This is a genomic window from Nitrosospira sp. NpAV (genome assembly GCF_000832065.1).
Classification (GTDB): domain Bacteria; phylum Pseudomonadota; class Gammaproteobacteria; order Burkholderiales; family Nitrosomonadaceae; genus Nitrosospira.
Genome location: NZ_JXQM01000008.1, coordinates 291,328 through 310,414, shown reverse-complemented (window position 1 = coordinate 310,414; position 19,087 = coordinate 291,328). Strand labels below are relative to the sequence as shown.

The window sequence follows — 19,087 nt, the reverse complement described above, 5'->3', positions numbered from 1 at the left end:
CCCAGGTCAACGGCTATCGCGGTGAAACCCGCACGCTCGACAAGATGCAGGCGCGCATCGATCATGATCTCGACTACCTGCGCAACTGGTCTCTGCGGCTCGATCTGCACATTATCCTCAAAACCATCATGGTGGTCTTCAGGGATCGGGACGTGTACTAAGCTTCAAGCCCTTATTTTGTATAGCTCCTTTGGGCTATTGCTAGTAAGCGATGTCTCCGTTACCTTCTTGCAGCTTAGATAATACCTTTGGTATTATCTGTACATGGAAAGATAAACACTCAATAAAAATATGTTGCTGCTGAATCTTTCCTTATGTTATCGCCGTTGGCTGGCAATTGCCGCCCTGATAATGCTACCGCTACCGCTTTCCGCCCAAGCTCTCAGAGCCGATGTCAAAGCGCTAAATCCTCCGCCAAGAGTACTCAGTCTGTCTGTTGGTACGAATTTCATGTACGACAGCAACGTTTTCCGTTTATCGCCTGTTATTGATCCGGTTCTTCTCACAGGTCAATCTACTAAAGCCGATCAGATTTTGGTGACCACGGCGGCGCTCACCCTGTACAAGAATTTTGGCCAGCAACGTATCGAGGCGACTGGCAGCATCGTCGATAATCGTTACCAGAATTTCGATTTTCTTAATTTCGTTGGAAAAAACTATACGGCCGCCTGGCACTGGCGTCTCACTCCCTATTTTCATGGCACCTTGAGCAGTAGCCACAGAGAGGCACTTAATAACTTTGCGAATCTTACGGGGTTTGTCAACTCCAGCAACCGCAACCTTCGTACTGACGATAATTATCGTTTTGAGGGTATTTTCGAGCTCACGCGCTCTTGGCACCTTCTGGGAGGGGTATCCCATACTACAGTAAGAAACAGCCGGCTTACGGTGCAGGATTTCGACAACAAGGTTCTGTCGGCCGATGGAGGTATCCGTTACAGCCTCCCTTCCGGCACTACGCTTACTTATAGGGTAAGAACCGGTGAAGGTGACTTTTTCAAAAGGGAGGTGCCCGACGCCGTCAATCTTTTTGATACACGGTTTGAAGAAATGGAACATGGGCTTCAATTGGTTTGGCCGGTGACGATCAAGACCTCGATCAATGCACGGATCGCCCATCTGGATCGTAAACACGATCATTTTCACCAGCGCGATTTCTCGGGGTTAATCGGTAATTTTGATATCAATTGGGATGTCACCAGCAAAACCCGCCTTACTGCCAGCTTCGCGCGCGAACTGGGAAACTTCCAAACCGCTGCTCGCTTCCAGCTAGCGCAGTTCCAGACCTTTTCCAGTAGTTTTGCCGCGACAAATCGATATTCTCTGACACCGATCTGGCAGATTACCGCCAAAACCGCATTACGTCTTCGCTACGATTACATGACTCGAGATTTCCATGGCGCCATCGTTCCCCTCCCCACCGATGATCGCGCCGATTCACAGCACTCCGGCTCGATCATACTGGACTGGCAACCCGTGAATACCGTCTCTCTTAGCGCCTCGCTGCAGCGTGATCATCGTACTTCGAATCTCAAGACCTATGAATACGATAATATCGCCGCCAGCATCACGGCTAAATTAAACTTTTAATGGGACATGGCATTTGCTTGAACAGTACCGAATAGTACTTTGTAGTCATTGCCTGATAATTTAATTCGTATATCGTAATTGTCGTTCTGTGTCGCTATATTTTGAATGACCGGCCTATGATAATGTGGATGGATTTACGGATGGGTTCCAAAGATGCTAAGCCTATCAATTGTTGTGTGCGGCACCGCATTGACGGCTGTTGATATCTCGTGTATATAATTTTTATGCTTTCTTTATGCGCGCCGGGCATCAAGCGCTTCTATTGGAGAGAGATGTCAACGCCAGTCATGAAAGCGTAATACCATGCGACTAGGATCGCCGGTTCGACCGGTTAAGCACAATAAGCACAAACGAACCGTTGTCAGGCATATTATTTAAATTTTAAACGCTATGGCATCTAAATTTCTTTTCAAGGTATACATGCAATCCATTTCCCTAAAATCCGCATTTTTACCACTGTTTTTGTCGACTGCGCTTGGACTCGCGGCTTGTGGTAATAAAGAAGTAGAAAAGCCGGCCACTCAGATTGCCGCTAAAGTTAATTCAGGAGAGATTTCGGTCCATCAGATTAATTATGTATTGACCCGCGCGGGTGCGGCTGCCAATACACCTGAAAAGGCGGCGAAAATGCGTCGCGAAATCCTCGACAGACTCGTTGATCAAGAGCTCGCTGTCGAGAAAGCCGTCGAGAAAAAACTCGACCGGTCGCCTGACGTTCTCATGGCTATTGAGAGCGCGCGTCGAGAGATTCTCGCCCGTGCATACATTGAGCAAATTACCGCAGCGTTGGCCAAGCCGACCGCCGAAGAAGCGAAACAATACTATTCCGAGCATCCACAGCTCTTTGCAGAGCGCCGTATTTATAACATTCAAGAAATTGTGCTGCCGACATCCGCCGGCGTCACCAGTGAGCTGCGCGAAATGCTCAGTACTGGCAAGTCGATGGAGGATATTGCCAACTGGTTAAAGGGTAAAGATATTAAATTTGCAGGTGGAAGCGCTACGCGTCCCGCTGAACAAATTCCGCTTGAACTGCTGCCTAAGATTCATCCGCTCAAAGTTGGACAAGGCCTTTTAATAGAAGGTCCTCAATCCATCACATTGATGCGGCTGGCCGCGGCGCAGTCAGTGCCTATATCAGAAGATGCAGCGCTGCCGCGCATTCAACAATTTCTTGGCAACCAACGTGCAGGTGAAGCCGCCAAACAAGAGTTTCAGGCGCTCAAGGCCAAGGCCCAGATTACCTATATGGGCGACTTTGCCGATACCGACAAGAACGCGGCAGCCCGGGTAGCAACTGTTCCGGCATCGCCGACGCCCGCAAGCGTTCCAGATACCGGCAAGTCGAAATCCGCTGCGGATATCGCCACCGAAAAAGGCGTTGCCGGCTTAAAGTGAGAATTTTTTAATTTCCCTAATATCTAAAGAAAAGATGAACTCTATAACTCGAATTATGAATCGGCTATTGGTGCTTTCCCTGACTCTGTTGGCGATGAATGTTTTTGCTGAGGATCTCGATTATCGACTGGGCCCTGGCGACGCTTTACGTATTCAGGTTTTCCAGAATCCTGATCTCACGACCGAAACTCGTGTATCCGAGACTGGCACCATTACCTATCCCCTCGTCGGTAATGTCGAAGTTGGTGGCCTCGCCATTGCTGCTGCGGAAAAGAAAATTGCCGCCGCACTCAAGGATGGCGGTTTTGTGCGACAACCCCAGGTTAATATCGTGCTCCTGCAAATGCGCGGTAACCAGGTAAGCGTATTCGGTCAGGTTAACCGACCAGGGCGTTTCCCGCTCGAAACCCTCAGCCGTGTTACTGACATGCTCGCTGCTGCCGGGGGCGCGACCCTAACCGGCGATGACTTTGCCATCGTCACGGGTTTACGTGATGGCAAGCCTTTTCGTAAGGTAATAGATATCCCTGCCCTTTATCTTGGCGAAAAATCGGAGGAAGATATTTTTCTTGCCGGTGGAGACACCATTTACGTGCATCGCGCACCGGTTTTCTATATCTATGGCGAAGCCCAGCGCCCGGGCGCCTATCGCATCGAACGTAATATGACAGTAATGCAAGCCCTGGCTCAAGGTGGGGGACCCACCATGCGCGGTAGCGAATGGCGTTTGCGCCTCCATCGGCAGAATGCCGCAGGTGGGGTCGAAAAACTCTCTCCCGAGATGACCGATGCCGTACAACCGAATGACATCATCTACGTGCGCGAAAGTATTTTCTGACCACGGTCAAATGTCATGACATTCCATCAACTTCTGCTCATCCTCCTGGCGCGCCGAAAGGTGGTGATTTCCATCCTGCTGTTTACGGTAATCACCACACTGGTGGTCAGTCTGCTGTTACCCAAGCAATATACCGCCAACACGGCGGTGGTGGTTGACGTCAGATCGCCTGAACCCGTTGGCGGAATGGTACTCCCTGGCTTGGCAAGTCCCGCCTACATGGCTACGCAGATGGATATCATCAATAGCGACCGGGTAGCTCAACGCGTCGTCAAGATATTAGGCTTGGATGAAAATCCGGCGATTCATGAGCAATGGATTGACGACACGGGCGGCGAGGGTGAACTCATTGTTTGGTTGGCCGAATTGTTAAAGAAGAAGCTTGACGTCAAACCCTCGCGCGAGAGCAATGTCATCAACATCGAATTTAGCGGTGTCGAACCCGGTTTTGCTGCCGCAGTTGCCAATGCTTTTGCCAAAGCTTATATCGACGTAAATCTTGAACTCAAGGTCGAGCCTGCCCGTCAACATGCCAGCTGGTTCGACGATCAGACCAAGATCCTGCGCGACAAACTTGAAAAAGCCCAGCAGGCACTCTCTGCCTATCAGCAGAAAACCGGCATTGTAGCCACTGATGAGCGTCTTGATTATGAAGTTGCCAAGCTTAATGAGCTTTCAACGCAGCTAACCTTTGTCCAAGCGCAAACCTCTGACAGTGGTAGTAAGCACAAATCTGCCGGCGGCCCGGAAACGCTGACCGAAGTGATACAAAACCCATTAATCAACAGCCTTAAAGGTGACATCGCCCGCCTCGAGGCCAAGCTGCAGGAAAGCAACGTTCATCTGGGAAGAAACCACCCGCAAACTCAGCGTTCCCAATCCGAGCTTGCATCGCTCAGAAACAGACTGGCCAAGGAGACCCAGCAAGTCCATAGCAGTATTGGAGCGTCCTTTCAGGTGGGTAAGCAAAAAGAAAAAGATTTGCTTGAAGCGATGGAAATACAAAAAAAACGGGTTCTTGATCTGAACAGACAGCGCGATCAAATCAGCGTACTCGTGCGTGATGTCGAGGCTGCTCAGCGTAATTTCGAGGGTGTAAGTCAGCGTTCAGCTCAAACCCGGCTTGAAAGTCTCTCGGTGCAGACAAACGTCATCGCGCTCAACCCCGCCTCAATACCTATAGAACACTCCCGGCCCCGGATTCTACTCAATGTGCTGATTTCAATCTTTCTCGGAACATTGCTCGGGATTGGCATAGCGCTGATGCTTGAGTTCGGCAATCGTCGTGTGCGCTCGGAAGAAGATTTCATAGAGTTCATCGAGCTACCGGTGCTCGCAACTATACCGTCAGCTTCTTTGCCATCCACGTCGCGCCGGTTTTTCGGCAGGGGCCATCGTCATAAAGCATCCAAACAATTAACCTTGGAAGCTCCCTGAACTCAAACAGAATCGGATTATGAAACCCGTGACTTTTCCAACCATCAAACGAAATCAAACTGCCAATCCCGCCGATTCCCCTGCTTATGGAAAAGGCCAGGCCATTGGCAGCGGTAGCTCAATTGGGGCCATCCTCATTGAAACCGGACGTATTACTGCGGAAAACGCCGAGCGGGTTTCACGGCTGCAACTAGACCAGGGCAAGCGCTTTGGTGATACTGCCATCGAATTAGGGTTACTGACCGAAGAAGATATACGTTTCGCGCTTTCGCGCCAATTTGACCATCTCTATCTCCCCGCCAGTGACACGAGTCTCAGTCATCAGCTAGTAGCCGCCTATAAACCATTCAGTCCGGTAGTCGAAAAACTGCGTGCTTTACGCAGTCAGCTAATGTTGCGCTGGTTTAATGCCGAGACGCGTCGCAATGCTCTGGCGGTCATGAGTCCCGGTGTCGGAGAGGGGCGCAGCTTCATTGCCGCTAATCTCGCTATAGTCCTTTCGCAGCTTGGTGAACGAACACTTCTTATTGACGCGGATTTGCGCACGCCTTGCCAGCATAAATTATTCAAGCTCAGTAGTAATGCCGGTTTTTCCGGGATGCTCGCCGGCCGCGTGGGTATTGAGGCCATCGCCAGGATATCTTCGTTGCCTGGCCTTTATGTCCTGCCGGCGGGTGCTGTGCCGCCGAACCCGCAGGAATTGATCGGCCGCTCTAGTTTTGCCGAGTTGTTTCAATCCCTAGTCCGCGATTTCGATATTGTCATCGTCGATACCCCGGCCGCCAATGAATATGCCGAAGCTCAGATGATCGCCGTCGGTGCGGCGGCTGCTCTCGTACTTGCCCGTAAAAATCGCAGTTCGATACCGGAAATGATCAAATTAACCCGTAGCCTCCAGCAAACCCGCACCATGCTAGTGGGCTCAGTGCTCAATGAGTTCTGAGGAGAAGGAATGGAAGAGAAGCGAATCTCGGGCAAGCGGCAAAGGGAGCTTGGCTTGAACCGCGCCGCAATGGTCCAACAAGCAGTATTTACAGGAATGCGCTCAGTGTTTGCATCTGGCATGCTCCTTAAGGCCAACGTGGGGCATGGAGAGCGATAACGTGTCGCAAATGATGAACATCGATTCCCCAATTGGAGTCAGCAGGCATCCAGAGCAGCCTGAAAGTCGGTATCAGCGGCTGCTGGTTTGGCTACCGATTGCTATCGGGTTGCTCGTACTTTACTTACCCAGTCTGGTCGATCTTTTCAACGGCATTTGGGCAACCGACGAACAAGGGCATGGTCCCATTGTCCTCGCTGTAGCCTGCTGGCTGGCTTATCGTAAATGGCCCGAGATGTGGCGTGCAAGTGAGGGTAAGCCTACCTCCCCCGCAGCCGGTTGGCCCATTTTTATCTTTGGTCTGACATTTTATATCATAGGCCGCTCGCAGGAAATCCATATCCTTGAGATTGGTTCGGCAATCTGGCTGCTCGCTGCTGTTCTCCTGCTCATGCGCGGTGGTGCCGCCCTCAAGGCACAGTGGTTTCCACTATTCTTCATGCTTTTCATGATACCGCTTCCCGGCCAAGTAGTGGATACTGTAACCATGCCGATGAAAATGGCCGTATCTTACGTAGCCGAGCACATACTCTTCTGGCTGGATTATCCCATCGGCCGTAATGGCGTTATTCTTCAAATCGGCCAGTATAAGCTGCTGGTGGCTGACGCTTGTGCCGGCCTGCAAACACTTTTTACGCTAGAAGCGCTTGGTTTGCTTTATCTCAATATCGTTCGGCATGATTCCCTTTTTCGCAATATCACCCTTGCCATCCTTATCATTCCGATCTCATTTACGGCCAATGTTATTCGCGTAATGGTACTGACACTGATTACTTATCATTTTGGCGATGAGGCAGGTCAGGGATTCCTTCACGGATTTGCCGGCATGGTTCTGTTTCTTAGTGCGCTGTTGCTCATTATGTTTGTTGATTCTTTACTTCGGTTCGGGGTTAGAGAGCGGGAATTTGCTCACTAGTTTTTTTCTTGTCTTAGCAATGGAGATCTCCCAGCTTGAATTCTTTCCAAATACGGTATGAGGTCGAGGAATGAAAAAGATCATGGTAAAAGCGGTCTTCATCGGCTCACTGATGCTCGCTTCGAGTGCCATGGCACTTCTGCTTCAACCAGGCAGGCACCAGGTTGAGAACAAAGAAGGCATTTCCCTTGAATCATTTGTTCCTAAAAATTTCTCTGGCTGGAGAATTGATGAGACGATAATTCCGATATTGCCGCCTCCGGAATTGGCGGAAAAAGTTAGCCGTATTTACGATGAGACTCTGGCGCGTACCTATATAGGTCCAAATGGCGAACGGATAATGCTCGCTATTGCTTATGGTGGAGATCAAACGGGGCGCTTGAGGGTTCATCGGCCCGAGTCCTGTTATGCGAGTCAGGGTTTTCTGGTAAAGAAGGTGAAAGAGGAAGAAATTGCAGTGGCAAACGCGAAACTCAACGTTAAGAGGCTTAATGCACAAGCGGGATCTCGTCAAGAACCCATAACATACTGGATCAGGGTAGGTAGTGAAACAGTAACCGGATTGCTCGGACAGCGGCTCGTTCAATTAAAGTCCGGACTGACCGGGGAAGTACCCGATGGATTGATATTTCGGGTGTCCTCAATTGGTGGCGATACTGGAAAAGCGTACGCACTGCATGATCGTTTTATTAAAAACTTGCTCGAAGTGCTAACCGTCGAGCAAAGAGCCCAATTGATCGGCATAACTAACGACCTGCCTCGTAGCTAAATAGCGGTTGATTTGGGCGCTAATTATTCAGCTGCAGCGTTCCGGCGAAGCATTGTTCAGTATACCGCCGGACGGCTATTGAATGCCCTTGCCGCATTTCTTATCTTCGTATGGATCGCACGACAACTTCCCGAGCCACAGTATGCAAACTATATAGCTGCATTTGCCCTTCTGGAGATTGGGCTGGTTTTGTCAGGCTTTGGAATGGAGTGGGTGACCGCTGTATTCGTTCCCCAGGCGAAGCTGAAAGCCACGGGGAAGATACTGGGTAAATTTGTCTGGCAGTGCCTTATGGTGCAGGCGTGCACATTGCTGATAGGTGCGTGTTTGCTTTTCATGCTGGCACCAACGTTGAATGATTGGTTTAGACTGGAAAATGCGACCGGCGCTCTCAGAATCTATGCAGTAGTGATGTTTGTCGAAGGTGTCGGGCGAGTTTTTCGGGACCAGCTTCTGTCGTGCCTATTGCTACAGGCTGCGGCACAGGTGAGTCAAATGACCCGCAATATTGCCATGCTCGTTTTTGCCTTTTGGGTATTTCAAAATGAGGGGTGGCGGACAGCCGAGGGTCTGGCAATCGCTGAACTGTCCGCTAGCGGCGGAAGTCTAATAGTTGCCGCCATCTTTCTATATCGGCATCTTGTCGCATGCCGGGATGATCCGGCCGGAGAGCCTGACTGGTGCCTCCCACGTTGGAGAGAGATGCTTCGAGCGGGGCGCAATGCATGGATAAGCAACCTGGCCAACTTGAGCTGGGGAGGACAAATGGTAATCCTGCTGGTCACTCGCATTATCGGTACGGAGGCAACGGCACCGCTCGGATTTTCACGCAACCTTGCTGAACAGGTTCGCAAGTTTATGCCGATGGATTTTCTCCTCGGGATTATACGTACGCTGCTCATCGCCCGCTTTTCCGAAGAAGGCGACCTTCAAAAAATGGGTACGCGGATTGGGCTGGCATTTAAGGCAAATCTTTTGTTTTTGCTGCCATTATTGGTTGTGGTTATTGTACGTGGAGAGGAGATATGTGGCCTGTTGAGCGGCGGCCGTTACGAGACGGCGCATTGGCCTCTTGTGGGATGGTTAACTGTCCTTCTGGTTTGGGCGCATCATCGACTGACTGATTTGCTCGCTCACGCGCTCGGTCGCTCCGGCCTTACCAGTCGCGCCAGCATCCTTCTCAGCGTAACGCCGTTATTGCTTTTTCTTGTCGCCGAAGCGCAGCACTGGGCGCTTCTGTTTGTGGTACTGGTAATTGCTGAGGTTGCTTATTCGTATATGGTGCTCGTGCGGCTGAAGACCGCGCAGTGGAGATATCGCTTGCATTGGATCAGCCTAGCCAAGTTCGGCCTTGCCGCTCTTCTTGCGGCCGGAGCGGTTGCCGCTACCAAGGTAGCAGCGGGTGGTGGTGTTATGGCTATGCTGATCGCGACAGGACTGGCATTCGCCGTAATGTGGACGGGTGTATGGGTGTTTCGGGCGTGGACACATGAGGAAGAGATGCTGCTCCCCGAGAGAATTCGCAGATCGCCGTTAAAAAGGAGAGAGAAATGAATTCTGGATTATTCAGCTTGGTATGGGTTATCGTACAGTTAGGTATTTTGGCCCCAGTCTTTGCGCAAGTGGAAAAAGCGCGTGGAGGTGTGGTTCCCGCTCAAGATTTTTATAAGCGCTACGCCCTGAACAGTGCCGATCCCGCAAATATTGAACTGGTGCCGGACCCCGCCGGCAGCGGAAGGACGGTATTGATGGCGCGCGTCCGCAATACTGATGAGAAAGTATTCGGCGGGTTCCGCACTGAAATCTCTCCGTTGAAGGAGTATCAGCGGGAAGGCGTTCGCTGGTATGCCATGAGCGTATATTTCCCTGATAACTGGGAATTCAATCCGGCTCCCACGGTAGTCAGTCAGATTCATACCAGTCAGAAGACTGCGGTTCTTTCACCCCCGGTTTCCTTTGTTGCAATCGGCGACACTCTCAATCTCGAGTTGAGTTCCAATGTTCGAAAAATCGAGGGTGCGGATGCCGCCACAAAGGAGAATTCTACCAAGAATGCGTTCCGGCTCGACAAGATCAAGACCAAGCAGTGGTATTGCTTCGTGATCCGTGCGGATTGGTCCCATGAGCCTGGAAAGGGGGCATTAAGTATTTGGGTGAATGGCGATAAGGTCTATGAGAGCCTCAAGTCTCCAAACGCTTATGAAACCTGGCTTGGCAACTGGCCCAAGACGGGTCTCTATATGCCGGGCAATAAGATGGCGGTTGCCGAGCGTACCATTTACGCCGATTTCATTCATCTTGGCGGTCCCAAGTCGAGCTATGCGGAAATGGCCGCACTTACCCCTTGCGGCGCGGGGCAGGGGCAATAAGGATCCGTGACAATGAACGTTGCTAGTTCAAAAAACCTGGGAAAGGCCTGGCCATGGGCCGTAATATTGATATTTTTTGCATTTTCTTTTTTGAGTGCGGTACTGGTCGGCACAGGACAGTTCCTACTTGCCGGTGCGCTCTTTGTCTTCATAGCGCTTGCAACGGTTTCCCTGCTATTCATGAGTACGCAGGGCATTGCGGATCGGCGTGGTTTTCTGCTGATTGTGGTCTGGTGTGTGATGTTGTTTACAAATGGCATGCAGCAGAGCGGGGGCGTGCCTGTTGGATACGTTCTTGAACTTCTGACGTTTGGTCTCGTACTTGCAAGTGCTCAATGCGTTTCGAAGCTTGCGGGTCAAGATGGAGTACTCCGCGTGCTTCTGATCTTATTGGCATGCCATTTCGCCGTGGCCCTGCTGAGCAGTATGCTGGGCCGCTCGCATACGTTCGCCGCGCTCTGGCAATTGCAGTACAACCTCAAGTGGCCCCTCATGTTTGCTGTGGGCACCATGTTAATCTGGAATGAACGGGTGGATGATCTGATGCGCAAAATCATCCTGTGGTCATGGGTTCTCATTGCTCCCATTCTGGCACTGGAAATCACCATGCCCGGCGTGCATTCGCAGGTGTTTGGAGTGAATCCCGACGGTCAGGTAAATCCTTTCTTTGGAGTGGGCGCACGGTATCGTGGTCCCTTCAATCATGCCGGGTACCTCGCCATCATCAGCGCCCTGCTTGTAACAGGCGCGATGGCCCAACTGATTTCAGGACGTGGGCGGTCGTGGGGGTGGATCGCTTTAATTTATACCGTGTTTGTATTGCTTTCAGGCCAGCGTCAGGAGTTGTTTGCAATGGCATTTGCCCTACTCCTGTTTGCCGTAATTGTGTGGCGGCAATACCTGCATCTGCTGCTGTTGATTACCAGCTTGCTGGGGGGGCTTCTGGTGACAAGTTTTGTCTACTTTGACTACATCCCGATGCAAAGTACCCTCGCGGAGTGGGGTCTGCTGGACGATTTTTTATCCCATCGATCCGAACGGGCAATTATTACAGATCACGGTATCGACATAGCCCGGCAATTTTTCCCGCTGGGCTCGGGACTTGGCACTTATGGCGGACCCGGTGCGCAGAAATTTGACTTGAGCTTGTTCTGGGAACTTGGGTTTGGACGCTATTGGTGGTTCCTGCAAGGCAAATTCATTCTCGACACTTACTGGCCAAATATCATGGCAGAGTCGGGTTTCATTGGTGCAGCCTTCCTGATGATCTTTTTCGCGGTGTTGTGGGTTACGCTGTTACGGCGCGCATGGCGTTCGGTGGGAACTTCGGATTACCGTGCCGCGCTACTCGCACTGGCAGCCTTGACATTGCTCCTGGCAAATACACCTTCTTCCCCGATGTTGACCGATCCTCGAGGAGCTTTCATTTTTTGGTTGATAATTGGTTCAGCTTGGCGTTCCACCATGCCCAAATATTCCAAACGGCGCTTGGACCGTGCATACGCAGCACCCGCACGAGATGCCAGTACGCGCATGGAAGCGGCCATATAGCATGTTAATTGGAACAGAACCATGACTCGAGTTTCCGAAGGGATGGTGCTTATGCTTTGGGTTTCGGCCGCCCATGCTTACGGGCAGTTTCACCCGCTTAATTCTGGAAAAGGGAGAAATCGCGATCGATCCCGATTCGCGTGTCTGGACCTAGCTGCTGCAAGGTATCGCCGTGAACGATAGGCCGCTGCGGAAAATCATTATGATCGGTATCTCCTTAAATTGGACCGGAGGAATGACCTCGGTTGTCAGAACATATCGGGATGCAGGATTTTTTGACAAATGGAATGTGAAATATCTGAGTTCCTATGAACGGCCGGGACTCGCCAGGCAGCCTCTGGTCATGGCGCGCGCCTTGACAGTTTTTCTTCGGATGTTGATCTTACGGCAGGTAGAATTGGTGCACGTGCATAGTGCTTCACGTGGAAGTTTCTGGCGTAAGTCAATTTTTTGCGCGGTCGCCAGGGTTTTTGACGTACCCTATATTTTTCATGTGCACAGTGGCGAATTCCCGATATTCGTTCGTGATGAGTGTGGTCCTTTAGCACGCCGATGGGTCCGCCATACCTTACGCGGTGCGCGCACTGTCGTTACCTTGACTTCAAGTTGGCGTAATGCGTTGGCACAACTTGCCCCCGGCGCAACTGTGGTCGTGCTCGGCAATCCAGTCATTACGCCGGAGCGCATCGGTATGCGACGAAAGAATGCGTCGCATGTTCTTTTTCTTGGCAGATTGCACCAAAAGAAAGGGGTATTCGATCTGGTTGAGGCCATACCGAAAGTACTTGAGCGGCTACCCGAAGCAAGATTTACACTTGCCGGGGACGGCGATCTGGATAGAGTAGCCCGACAAGCCGAGGCGCTCGGTGTACGTCATGCTTTAAATCTACCCGGTTGGGTTGATGGATCCGCCAAGGACGCGCTGCTCGCCTCGGCGGATCTGCTGGTGCTTCCATCCTATTACGAAGGACTTCCGGTATGCATATTGGAAGCCATGGCGGCTGGCGTTCCAGTCCTATCAAGCGCGATTGGCGGTATCCCGGACGTGTTGGAGAATGGTGCTTGCGGCGTTCTCATTGCGCCAGGGAATGTCGAGGCTTTGGCCGCGGCGCTCATTGACAGCTTGCTTGACACCGACGCTAGCGAGAGTAGGCGCGAGCGGGCATTCATACGAGCGAAGGAGTGCTTCTCGACTCCTAAAATTCTAGGGGCGCTTGATAATCTCTACCACGCGGCAAGGCTGGATAGCGGGAACGCTTGATCTTCCGCATCTTTTTTTGTAGCCGCACTGTTCTGCTCGCTGTTCGAGAATTCTGTCTACCGGCAGATTTGCGGAACTTCAATATTTTCTCAACTCAGGTATCGCATATGCGATAGCCATGTTTTTTGGATATACGGTATTTTCCCGATGAAAATTTGGTTCGAACTTACAAATTCACCCCACATCAATATGTTTGCTGCGATGATCCGTGATCTGGAACGGGAACACGAAGTCATTATCACTTCGCGGCCACTGGCAAACACCATAGAGTTACTGGATCTCCATGGATTCAAACATGAAGTGGTTGGAGTCCATTACGGCGGCAAACTGTCCGCAAAACTTTTCGGTTTCCCAATTCGAGTGATGCAGCTCAGACGATTTCTTGCCGCGCGCCAGATAGATGTCGCCATTTCCCAGAGTTCCTTCCATTCTCCCGGAGTTGCCCGCCTGCTGGGCGTGCGCTCCATTTATATGAACGACAATGAGCACGCGATGGGGAATATTCCCGCTTTTATCTGTGCCCACAAGATTATGGTTCCGGAATTTTTGGGTATGGAAAAACTGAAGAAGCAGTGGGCCAACCCAAAGAAGGTGATTCATTACCCTGGCGTGAAAGAAGGCATTTATTTGTGGGAGCTCGATGAACGCCTATCCCAGCATACTGGCGGGAACAGACAGGCTAAGTCTCGAAAGGTTGTCTACATTCGGCCGGAGCCGTGGACTGCCCAATATTACAAAGGGAACCGCAATTTTCTTGATGAGCTTTTGCTGGGGATGCAAAACGACGTGGATATTGTTCTGCTGCCCAGGGGCAAGGAACAAGGCGTCCATTACCAGGGACCCAAGTTTTCACGTATACGGGTTGTGACTACGGCGCTTGACATCGCGGACATTGCTCCCGACTGTGATCTGTTCATCGGGGCAGGAGGGACCATGACTCGCGAGATGGCGGTGCTGGGAATTCCTACCATCTCGGTTTATCAGGATGAATTACTGGATGTGGATCGTCACTTGCTTGATGTAGGTGCGTTTGTGCATAAGCCTGAGTTGACTGCGGTGGAGGCATTGCAATACCTTGATTTGGCTCAGCATCGACCGCCGAACCGTGAACTGATTGAGAAGGGGAAGTCGGCCTATGATATGGTCAAGAACGAAGTTTTGAATGGATAATATTACTTAAGGAGTTATTGGTATGGTTCGCATTGCTGTTGTCGGTCTTGGCAAAATGGGCTTATCCCATCATGCCATGATCAACGCTCATCCACGCGTAAAAGTGGAAGCGGTCTGTGATTCCACGGGCTACATACTTGATGTGCTTAATAAATACACCGGCGTTCGTACCTATACAGATTTCGATGCGATGTTGCGCGAGGTTGAGCTCGATGCAGTTATCATCGCTACCCCCTCCAGCATGCACATCAAGATGGTCAAAGCTGCGCTCGATAAAAATCTGCATGTTTTTTGCGAGAAGCCCTTTTGCCTGGATACAAAAGAAGGGGAGGCGCTTACGCAAGTCGCCAATGAGAAAGGCTTGGTCAACCAGGTCGGATATCACTGCCGTTTTGTCGCCTCTTTTCAGGAGGTCAAACGTCTGCTGGATGCTAAAGCGATTGGTGAAGTCTCGCATGTGCTGGCTGAGGCGTATGGCCCGGTGGTATTGAAGCCAAAAGGCTCGACTTGGCGTACACAACGTTCGGAGGGAGGGGGCTGTCTGTACGATTACGCTGCTCATCCGATCAATCTGGTGAATTGGTATCTGGGTGCGCCACAGGGAGTGGGTGGTTCGGTATTGAACAAAATTTTCTCGAAGGATACCGATGATGAGGTATTCGGGACATTGTTCTATGACGATGGCAAGAGTGTCCAGATATCGGTGAACTGGAGCGATGAATCCTACCGGAAAATGACCACAAAAATGTCCTTCTGGGGTACGAAGGGGCGTATTTACGCCGATCGTCAGGAATGCCAGGTATATATACGCGATACGCAGGACATTCCGAATGGCTATCGGCAGGGATGGAACGCCCGTTACACCACAGATCTGACCGAGCCGGTCTGGTTCTATCTTCGAGGCGAAGAGTATTCCGCACAACTGGATCACTTTATGCGCTGTATCGAGGAAATGGGCGCCAGTGCCAATGTCAATTCATTTGAAGAGGCAATGATGACTGATCGTGTGATCGCGATGATGATCGCCGACGCGGAAAGAGGTCCATCTCTCACATCAGGCATTAATCCGACGCCCGCGCCGAAGAAAAAGAAGAGCCTATTTTTTGGCGCCCGTTAAGCTACATAGACGTACCACTCAGATTTAGACCGAGGAAAAAAAATGGATCGTTTGTTGTTTGGTGATAACCAGTTTTTTGGAGTTAACCATATGTCGGAAGAGAAGGCGCGGGCACAATCAATGCGCTTTCAGGATATCAAGGCGATTATTGATGTGCTGGATAATGCCTATGATGAGGGTATCAAGTCTTTCATGTGCACCACCCATGACCGCATTGCGCTGGTGTGCGATCACATGCGGACGGATCCGGAACGTTACAAAGAATTCCAGTTTTTACCGTGCATGCCGTATGCGCATAAATACGCAAACGCCGTAACCGAGGATGGCATGCTGGGCGCACTGAAGCGGTTCATGCCTGACGAGGGCATTGTGAACGCGGCAATGCGAGGGGGCATGTCGTTGGCAAGGAAAGACATTGAAGGCATCACCACTTTGCTGGTGGATGCGGAAATGAAGATGTTTGCTGGACTTAATACACCCGTCATCTTCCTGCAAAATGTGGTGGTTGATTTACTGCTTGGCCTGGGCTTCAAGGAGGCATTCCGTATCTTCGCCAATCACATCAAAATCCGCTACAACGCTGAACCGGGCTTTATTACCATGAATATGCCGATGTTACTGGATGTGCTCGAAGAGTTAGGTATCGAGAACCCCATCGTGTGTTCCAACATCAATAAGATTGGCTTCCGCATGTGTGGCGGGTTTGACGCTTATGAGCGCGTCTTGCGCGAGAAAAAATTTCGCGCCATCGCCATGTCGGTGTTCGCCTCGGGTGCCATTGCGCCGGAGGAAGCGATTGAATGGATTTGTCAGCAACCGAATATCGAGGCTATCGTATTTGGTGCTTCCACCAGGGCAAATATTCTGAATACAAAATCTCTTGTGGATGAGTTTTGGCGTGGTGATTAATTTTCCATCTTAAGGTTTAAACCATCGGCTTTAGCTGCGACAATATGTGCTGTACAAAGGGAGCGCGATCTGGAACAACGATATGGTGGTTATGCGGTATTTAAAGTTGAGATTCTTTTGGAGGGATAGGAAGTGCCGCTGCAAGGTACTATATGGAGAAGTGCGGCGGAGTTGAGATAAGAGTTGGTGGTGAGACATGTGAAGCCGTTGAGATCAGGGCGGATTGATAGGCGCACATCGAATAAGTGATTGGAGAGTTTTAGCACCTGAAGAGAATACTGGGGGAAGGATTCTTGAGCAAGAGGGTACTTTTTGTATCGCGGCAGGGCAAATGGCTGAAGAGATGATTAGGCAGTATTTGCGTCACTTTGAGCCGATGCCAGACGATGATTACAAAAAGTGGCCCGATTAAGACGCGTCGTTCAGGCGGCGCATATCCGGACGTTTGTCCATAACCCCCCATCCGTCAGCTTTAACGACGGTTGTTTAATTTTCTGAAAGGTCGAAGATGGTTACGTTTAGAACAGTTGTTGCGAGTATTGTTTTTGTACTTTATGGTAGTTTTGCTTACGCCGATATTCTCTTCAATGGAAGATTGAATGACGGTAATTTCTCCCGCTATGTATCCCTGGAAGCGAACGGCGTTAGCTACAATTGGGGAAAAATACCCGCTGCCGGCATTCCAGGACGTTTAGAGCAGGCAATCGATCCCGCGGGTTCCGGCAAATTGGAGTTGCGGTCGACGGTCATGACTGGCGATGTACGAACAAATGGGGGATTTCGTTCCGAAGTGAGCGCTCCCAAAGACCCTATAGGTTCAGAGCGTTGGTATTCCTGGGGCTATTATCTCCCGGAGACATTCAGGCCTGTTGCTACTAATCACGATATGATCATTGCACAGTTTCAGACTACCGCCGACGCGAATGAAAGCACGTCCAGGAGGCCCGCCCTTTCCCTATGGATTCAGGGTGATGAATTGAAACTTATCAATGCGTTTGATTATGACAGGATAACTTCCCCATCCGGTACGCCACCGATAGTTGACATCGACTATGAGCGCCGGGAACTGGCGTCCTGGGGGCTCGAGACAAATAAATGGACTAATCTGGCTCTACACGTAAAATGGGCAGGGAACGATACGGGTTTTATGGAGTTCTGGAAGGATGGGACCCTGTTATTCAGGGAGACAAATCACATAAACACTTTCAACGACGAGCATGGGGTATGGTTTAAAACCGGCGTTTATGGTTTTACCAAAACTGCGGAATTGATTTCAGCATACTCCACCGGGGTTAACATCGGAGACGGAGAAGAAACCCTGCGGTCGGTGACCATGGCATCGATGTCATCGGTGTCAACGGTGCCTGAGCCGGGGGTTTATCTAATGATGCTGGCGGGGTTGGGTCTCTTCGGCGTTACGTTGGGCAAACGGCACCTGCCCTCGAGCGAGCGGGCTGAGCATATATGAAAGTCATCTATCTGGTTGCCGGGGCGCGTCCGAACTTCATGAAGATCGCTCCCATTGTACGCGCACTGCAAGGGCGCGTTGGCCTGACATTCAGAATCATCCATACCGGCCAGCATTACGACCGGGAGATGAACGATGTATTTTTTGAAGAACTGGGTATTCCCGAGCCGGATGTTTTCATGGCAGCGGGGGGCGGTAGCCATTCCCAGCAGACAGCCAAGATCATGATTGGCTTCGAGGAATTGTGCGAAACAACCCGGCCTGATGCCGTGCTGGTGGTGGGTGACGTAAATTCCACCTTGGCCTGTTCCATTGTAGCAAAGAAGCTCAATATCCCGGTGGCCCATGTTGAAGCGGGTTTGCGAAGCGGAGACATGGCTATGCCGGAAGAGATCAATCGTATGGTTACCGATAGTATTGCGGATTGGTTTTTTGTGACTGAACCCAGCGGGGTTGCGCACTTGAAGCGGGAAGGGAAGCCGGATTCCGCGATTCATTATGTCGGGCACGTAATGGTTGATAATCTGCTATACCAGGCAGAGAAACTAGCCGGCACGGGTGCTTCCGGTTTTGAAATAAGCAGCTTCAAGGCGGCGCATATGACGGATGGCGGTCGATATGGAGTGGTAACGCTACATCGGCCGAGCAACGTGGATAACGCCGAGATGCTGGTGCGTATCGGTGGCGCGCTGAAGGAGATCGCCCTCGACCTTCCCTTGATTTTTCCGGTCCATCCGCGTACGAGAGGCAACCTCAATAAATTTGGCATCGATCTTGGACCGAATATCACCCTGGTGGGACCCCAGGCTTATATGGCCTTCCTCCATCTATGGAAAGATGCAGCCGTGGTGTTGACGGACAGTGGGGGCTTGCAGGAAGAAACCACTGCCCTCGGGGTGCCGTGCATTACCATCCGCGAAAATACCGAACGCCCGGTGACGGTGGAGCAGGGTTCCAATGTTCTGGCTGGCACGGACCCGCTACGCATTGTTGCCGAGGTGCGCAAGGTACTCCGCGGGGAAGGGAAGCAGGGCCGTAGGCCACATCTGTGGGATGGCAAAGCAGCGGAGCGGATCGTCGAAATCCTTGCCACGGAACTTACGCACTAGCTTCTTAGCAACTTGAAGGTGCCGATAATGTCTTTTTCATTGAGTGAGGGGATTCAATGCCGCCTATGAATATACAAGTACGA

17 protein-coding genes are annotated in these 19,087 nt (G+C 51.1%); all 17 read left to right on the top strand.

All coding sequences use genetic code 11. The features are described from left to right. On the top strand, nucleotides 1-161 hold a 161-nt coding region (locus SQ11_RS16765; RefSeq protein WP_198140817.1), incomplete at its 5' end, for a sugar transferase. A gap of 130 nt (nucleotides 162-291) precedes the next feature. Beyond that, entirely contained in the window at nucleotides 292-1,590 is a 1,299-nt protein-coding gene (gene epsL / locus SQ11_RS07210) for an XrtB/PEP-CTERM-associated polysaccharide biosynthesis outer membrane protein EpsL (RefSeq protein WP_041513451.1), read from the top strand. Nucleotides 1,591-2,010: 420 nt separating this feature from the next. After that, complete coding sequence (locus SQ11_RS07205; protein ID WP_041513495.1) at nucleotides 2,011-2,988, top strand: EpsD family peptidyl-prolyl cis-trans isomerase; 978 nt, start codon at nucleotides 2,011-2,013, stop codon at nucleotides 2,986-2,988. A 55-nt stretch (nucleotides 2,989-3,043) separates the two neighbouring features. Continuing rightward, nucleotides 3,044-3,826, top strand: coding sequence for a polysaccharide export protein EpsE (epsE, locus tag SQ11_RS07200; protein WP_156972430.1), 783 nt, complete (start codon nucleotides 3,044-3,046; stop codon nucleotides 3,824-3,826). Between the two features lie 15 nt (nucleotides 3,827-3,841). After that, nucleotides 3,842-5,263: a chain length determinant protein EpsF gene (gene epsF, locus SQ11_RS07195; RefSeq protein WP_041513450.1), complete on the top strand. Its 1,422-nt coding sequence runs from the start codon at nucleotides 3,842-3,844 to the stop codon at nucleotides 5,261-5,263. 19 nt (nucleotides 5,264-5,282) lie between these two features. Beyond that, nucleotides 5,283-6,206 carry a chain length determinant protein tyrosine kinase EpsG gene (gene epsG, locus SQ11_RS07190; RefSeq protein WP_084226760.1) on the top strand — a complete coding sequence of 308 codons (924 nt, stop codon included), beginning with the start codon at nucleotides 5,283-5,285 and terminating at the stop codon, nucleotides 6,204-6,206. A 169-nt stretch (nucleotides 6,207-6,375) separates the two neighbouring features. After that, entirely contained in the window at nucleotides 6,376-7,281 is a 906-nt protein-coding gene (gene xrtB, locus SQ11_RS07185; RefSeq protein WP_232297921.1) for an exosortase B, read from the top strand. A gap of 70 nt (nucleotides 7,282-7,351) precedes the next feature. Continuing rightward, the gene (epsI, locus tag SQ11_RS07180) at nucleotides 7,352-8,050 is read left to right on the top strand and encodes an exosortase-associated protein EpsI, B-type (protein WP_041513449.1); all 699 of its coding nucleotides are present in this window, start codon (nucleotides 7,352-7,354) and stop codon (nucleotides 8,048-8,050) included. Between the two features lie 12 nt (nucleotides 8,051-8,062). Continuing rightward, nucleotides 8,063-9,604 carry a lipopolysaccharide biosynthesis protein gene (locus tag SQ11_RS07175; protein ID WP_269746032.1) on the top strand — a complete coding sequence of 514 codons (1,542 nt, stop codon included), beginning with the start codon at nucleotides 8,063-8,065 and terminating at the stop codon, nucleotides 9,602-9,604. Continuing rightward, entirely contained in the window at nucleotides 9,601-10,419 is an 819-nt protein-coding gene (locus tag SQ11_RS07170; protein WP_041513447.1) for a polysaccharide lyase, read from the top strand. The genes SQ11_RS07175 and SQ11_RS07170 overlap by 4 nt, the downstream gene beginning before the upstream one ends. Nucleotides 10,420-10,431: 12 nt before the next feature. Next, the gene (locus SQ11_RS07165) at nucleotides 10,432-11,970 is read left to right on the top strand and encodes a hypothetical protein (RefSeq protein WP_041513446.1); all 1,539 of its coding nucleotides are present in this window, start codon (nucleotides 10,432-10,434) and stop codon (nucleotides 11,968-11,970) included. Nucleotides 11,971-12,259: 289 nt separating this feature from the next. Further along, nucleotides 12,260-13,231, top strand: a complete 972-nt coding sequence (locus tag SQ11_RS07160) for a glycosyltransferase family 4 protein (protein ID WP_198140816.1) — start codon at nucleotides 12,260-12,262, stop codon at nucleotides 13,229-13,231. 147 nt (nucleotides 13,232-13,378) lie between these two features. Further along, nucleotides 13,379-14,401, top strand: coding sequence for a DUF354 domain-containing protein (locus tag SQ11_RS07155; protein ID WP_041513444.1), 1,023 nt, complete (start codon nucleotides 13,379-13,381; stop codon nucleotides 14,399-14,401). A gap of 22 nt (nucleotides 14,402-14,423) precedes the next feature. Next, on the top strand, nucleotides 14,424-15,518 hold the full coding sequence (locus tag SQ11_RS07150) for a Gfo/Idh/MocA family protein (RefSeq protein ID WP_041513443.1): 1,095 nt from the start codon (nucleotides 14,424-14,426) through the stop codon (nucleotides 15,516-15,518). A gap of 42 nt (nucleotides 15,519-15,560) precedes the next feature. Then, nucleotides 15,561-16,427: a hypothetical protein gene (locus tag SQ11_RS07145; RefSeq protein WP_041513442.1), complete on the top strand. Its 867-nt coding sequence runs from the start codon at nucleotides 15,561-15,563 to the stop codon at nucleotides 16,425-16,427. Nucleotides 16,428-16,935: 508 nt separating this feature from the next. After that, the gene (locus SQ11_RS07140; RefSeq protein WP_041513441.1) at nucleotides 16,936-17,895 is read left to right on the top strand and encodes a polysaccharide lyase; all 960 of its coding nucleotides are present in this window, start codon (nucleotides 16,936-16,938) and stop codon (nucleotides 17,893-17,895) included. Then, the gene (wecB, locus tag SQ11_RS07135) at nucleotides 17,892-19,004 is read left to right on the top strand and encodes a non-hydrolyzing UDP-N-acetylglucosamine 2-epimerase (protein ID WP_041513440.1); all 1,113 of its coding nucleotides are present in this window, start codon (nucleotides 17,892-17,894) and stop codon (nucleotides 19,002-19,004) included. The genes SQ11_RS07140 and wecB overlap by 4 nt, the downstream gene beginning before the upstream one ends. Nucleotides 19,005-19,087: the final 83 nt, after the last annotated feature.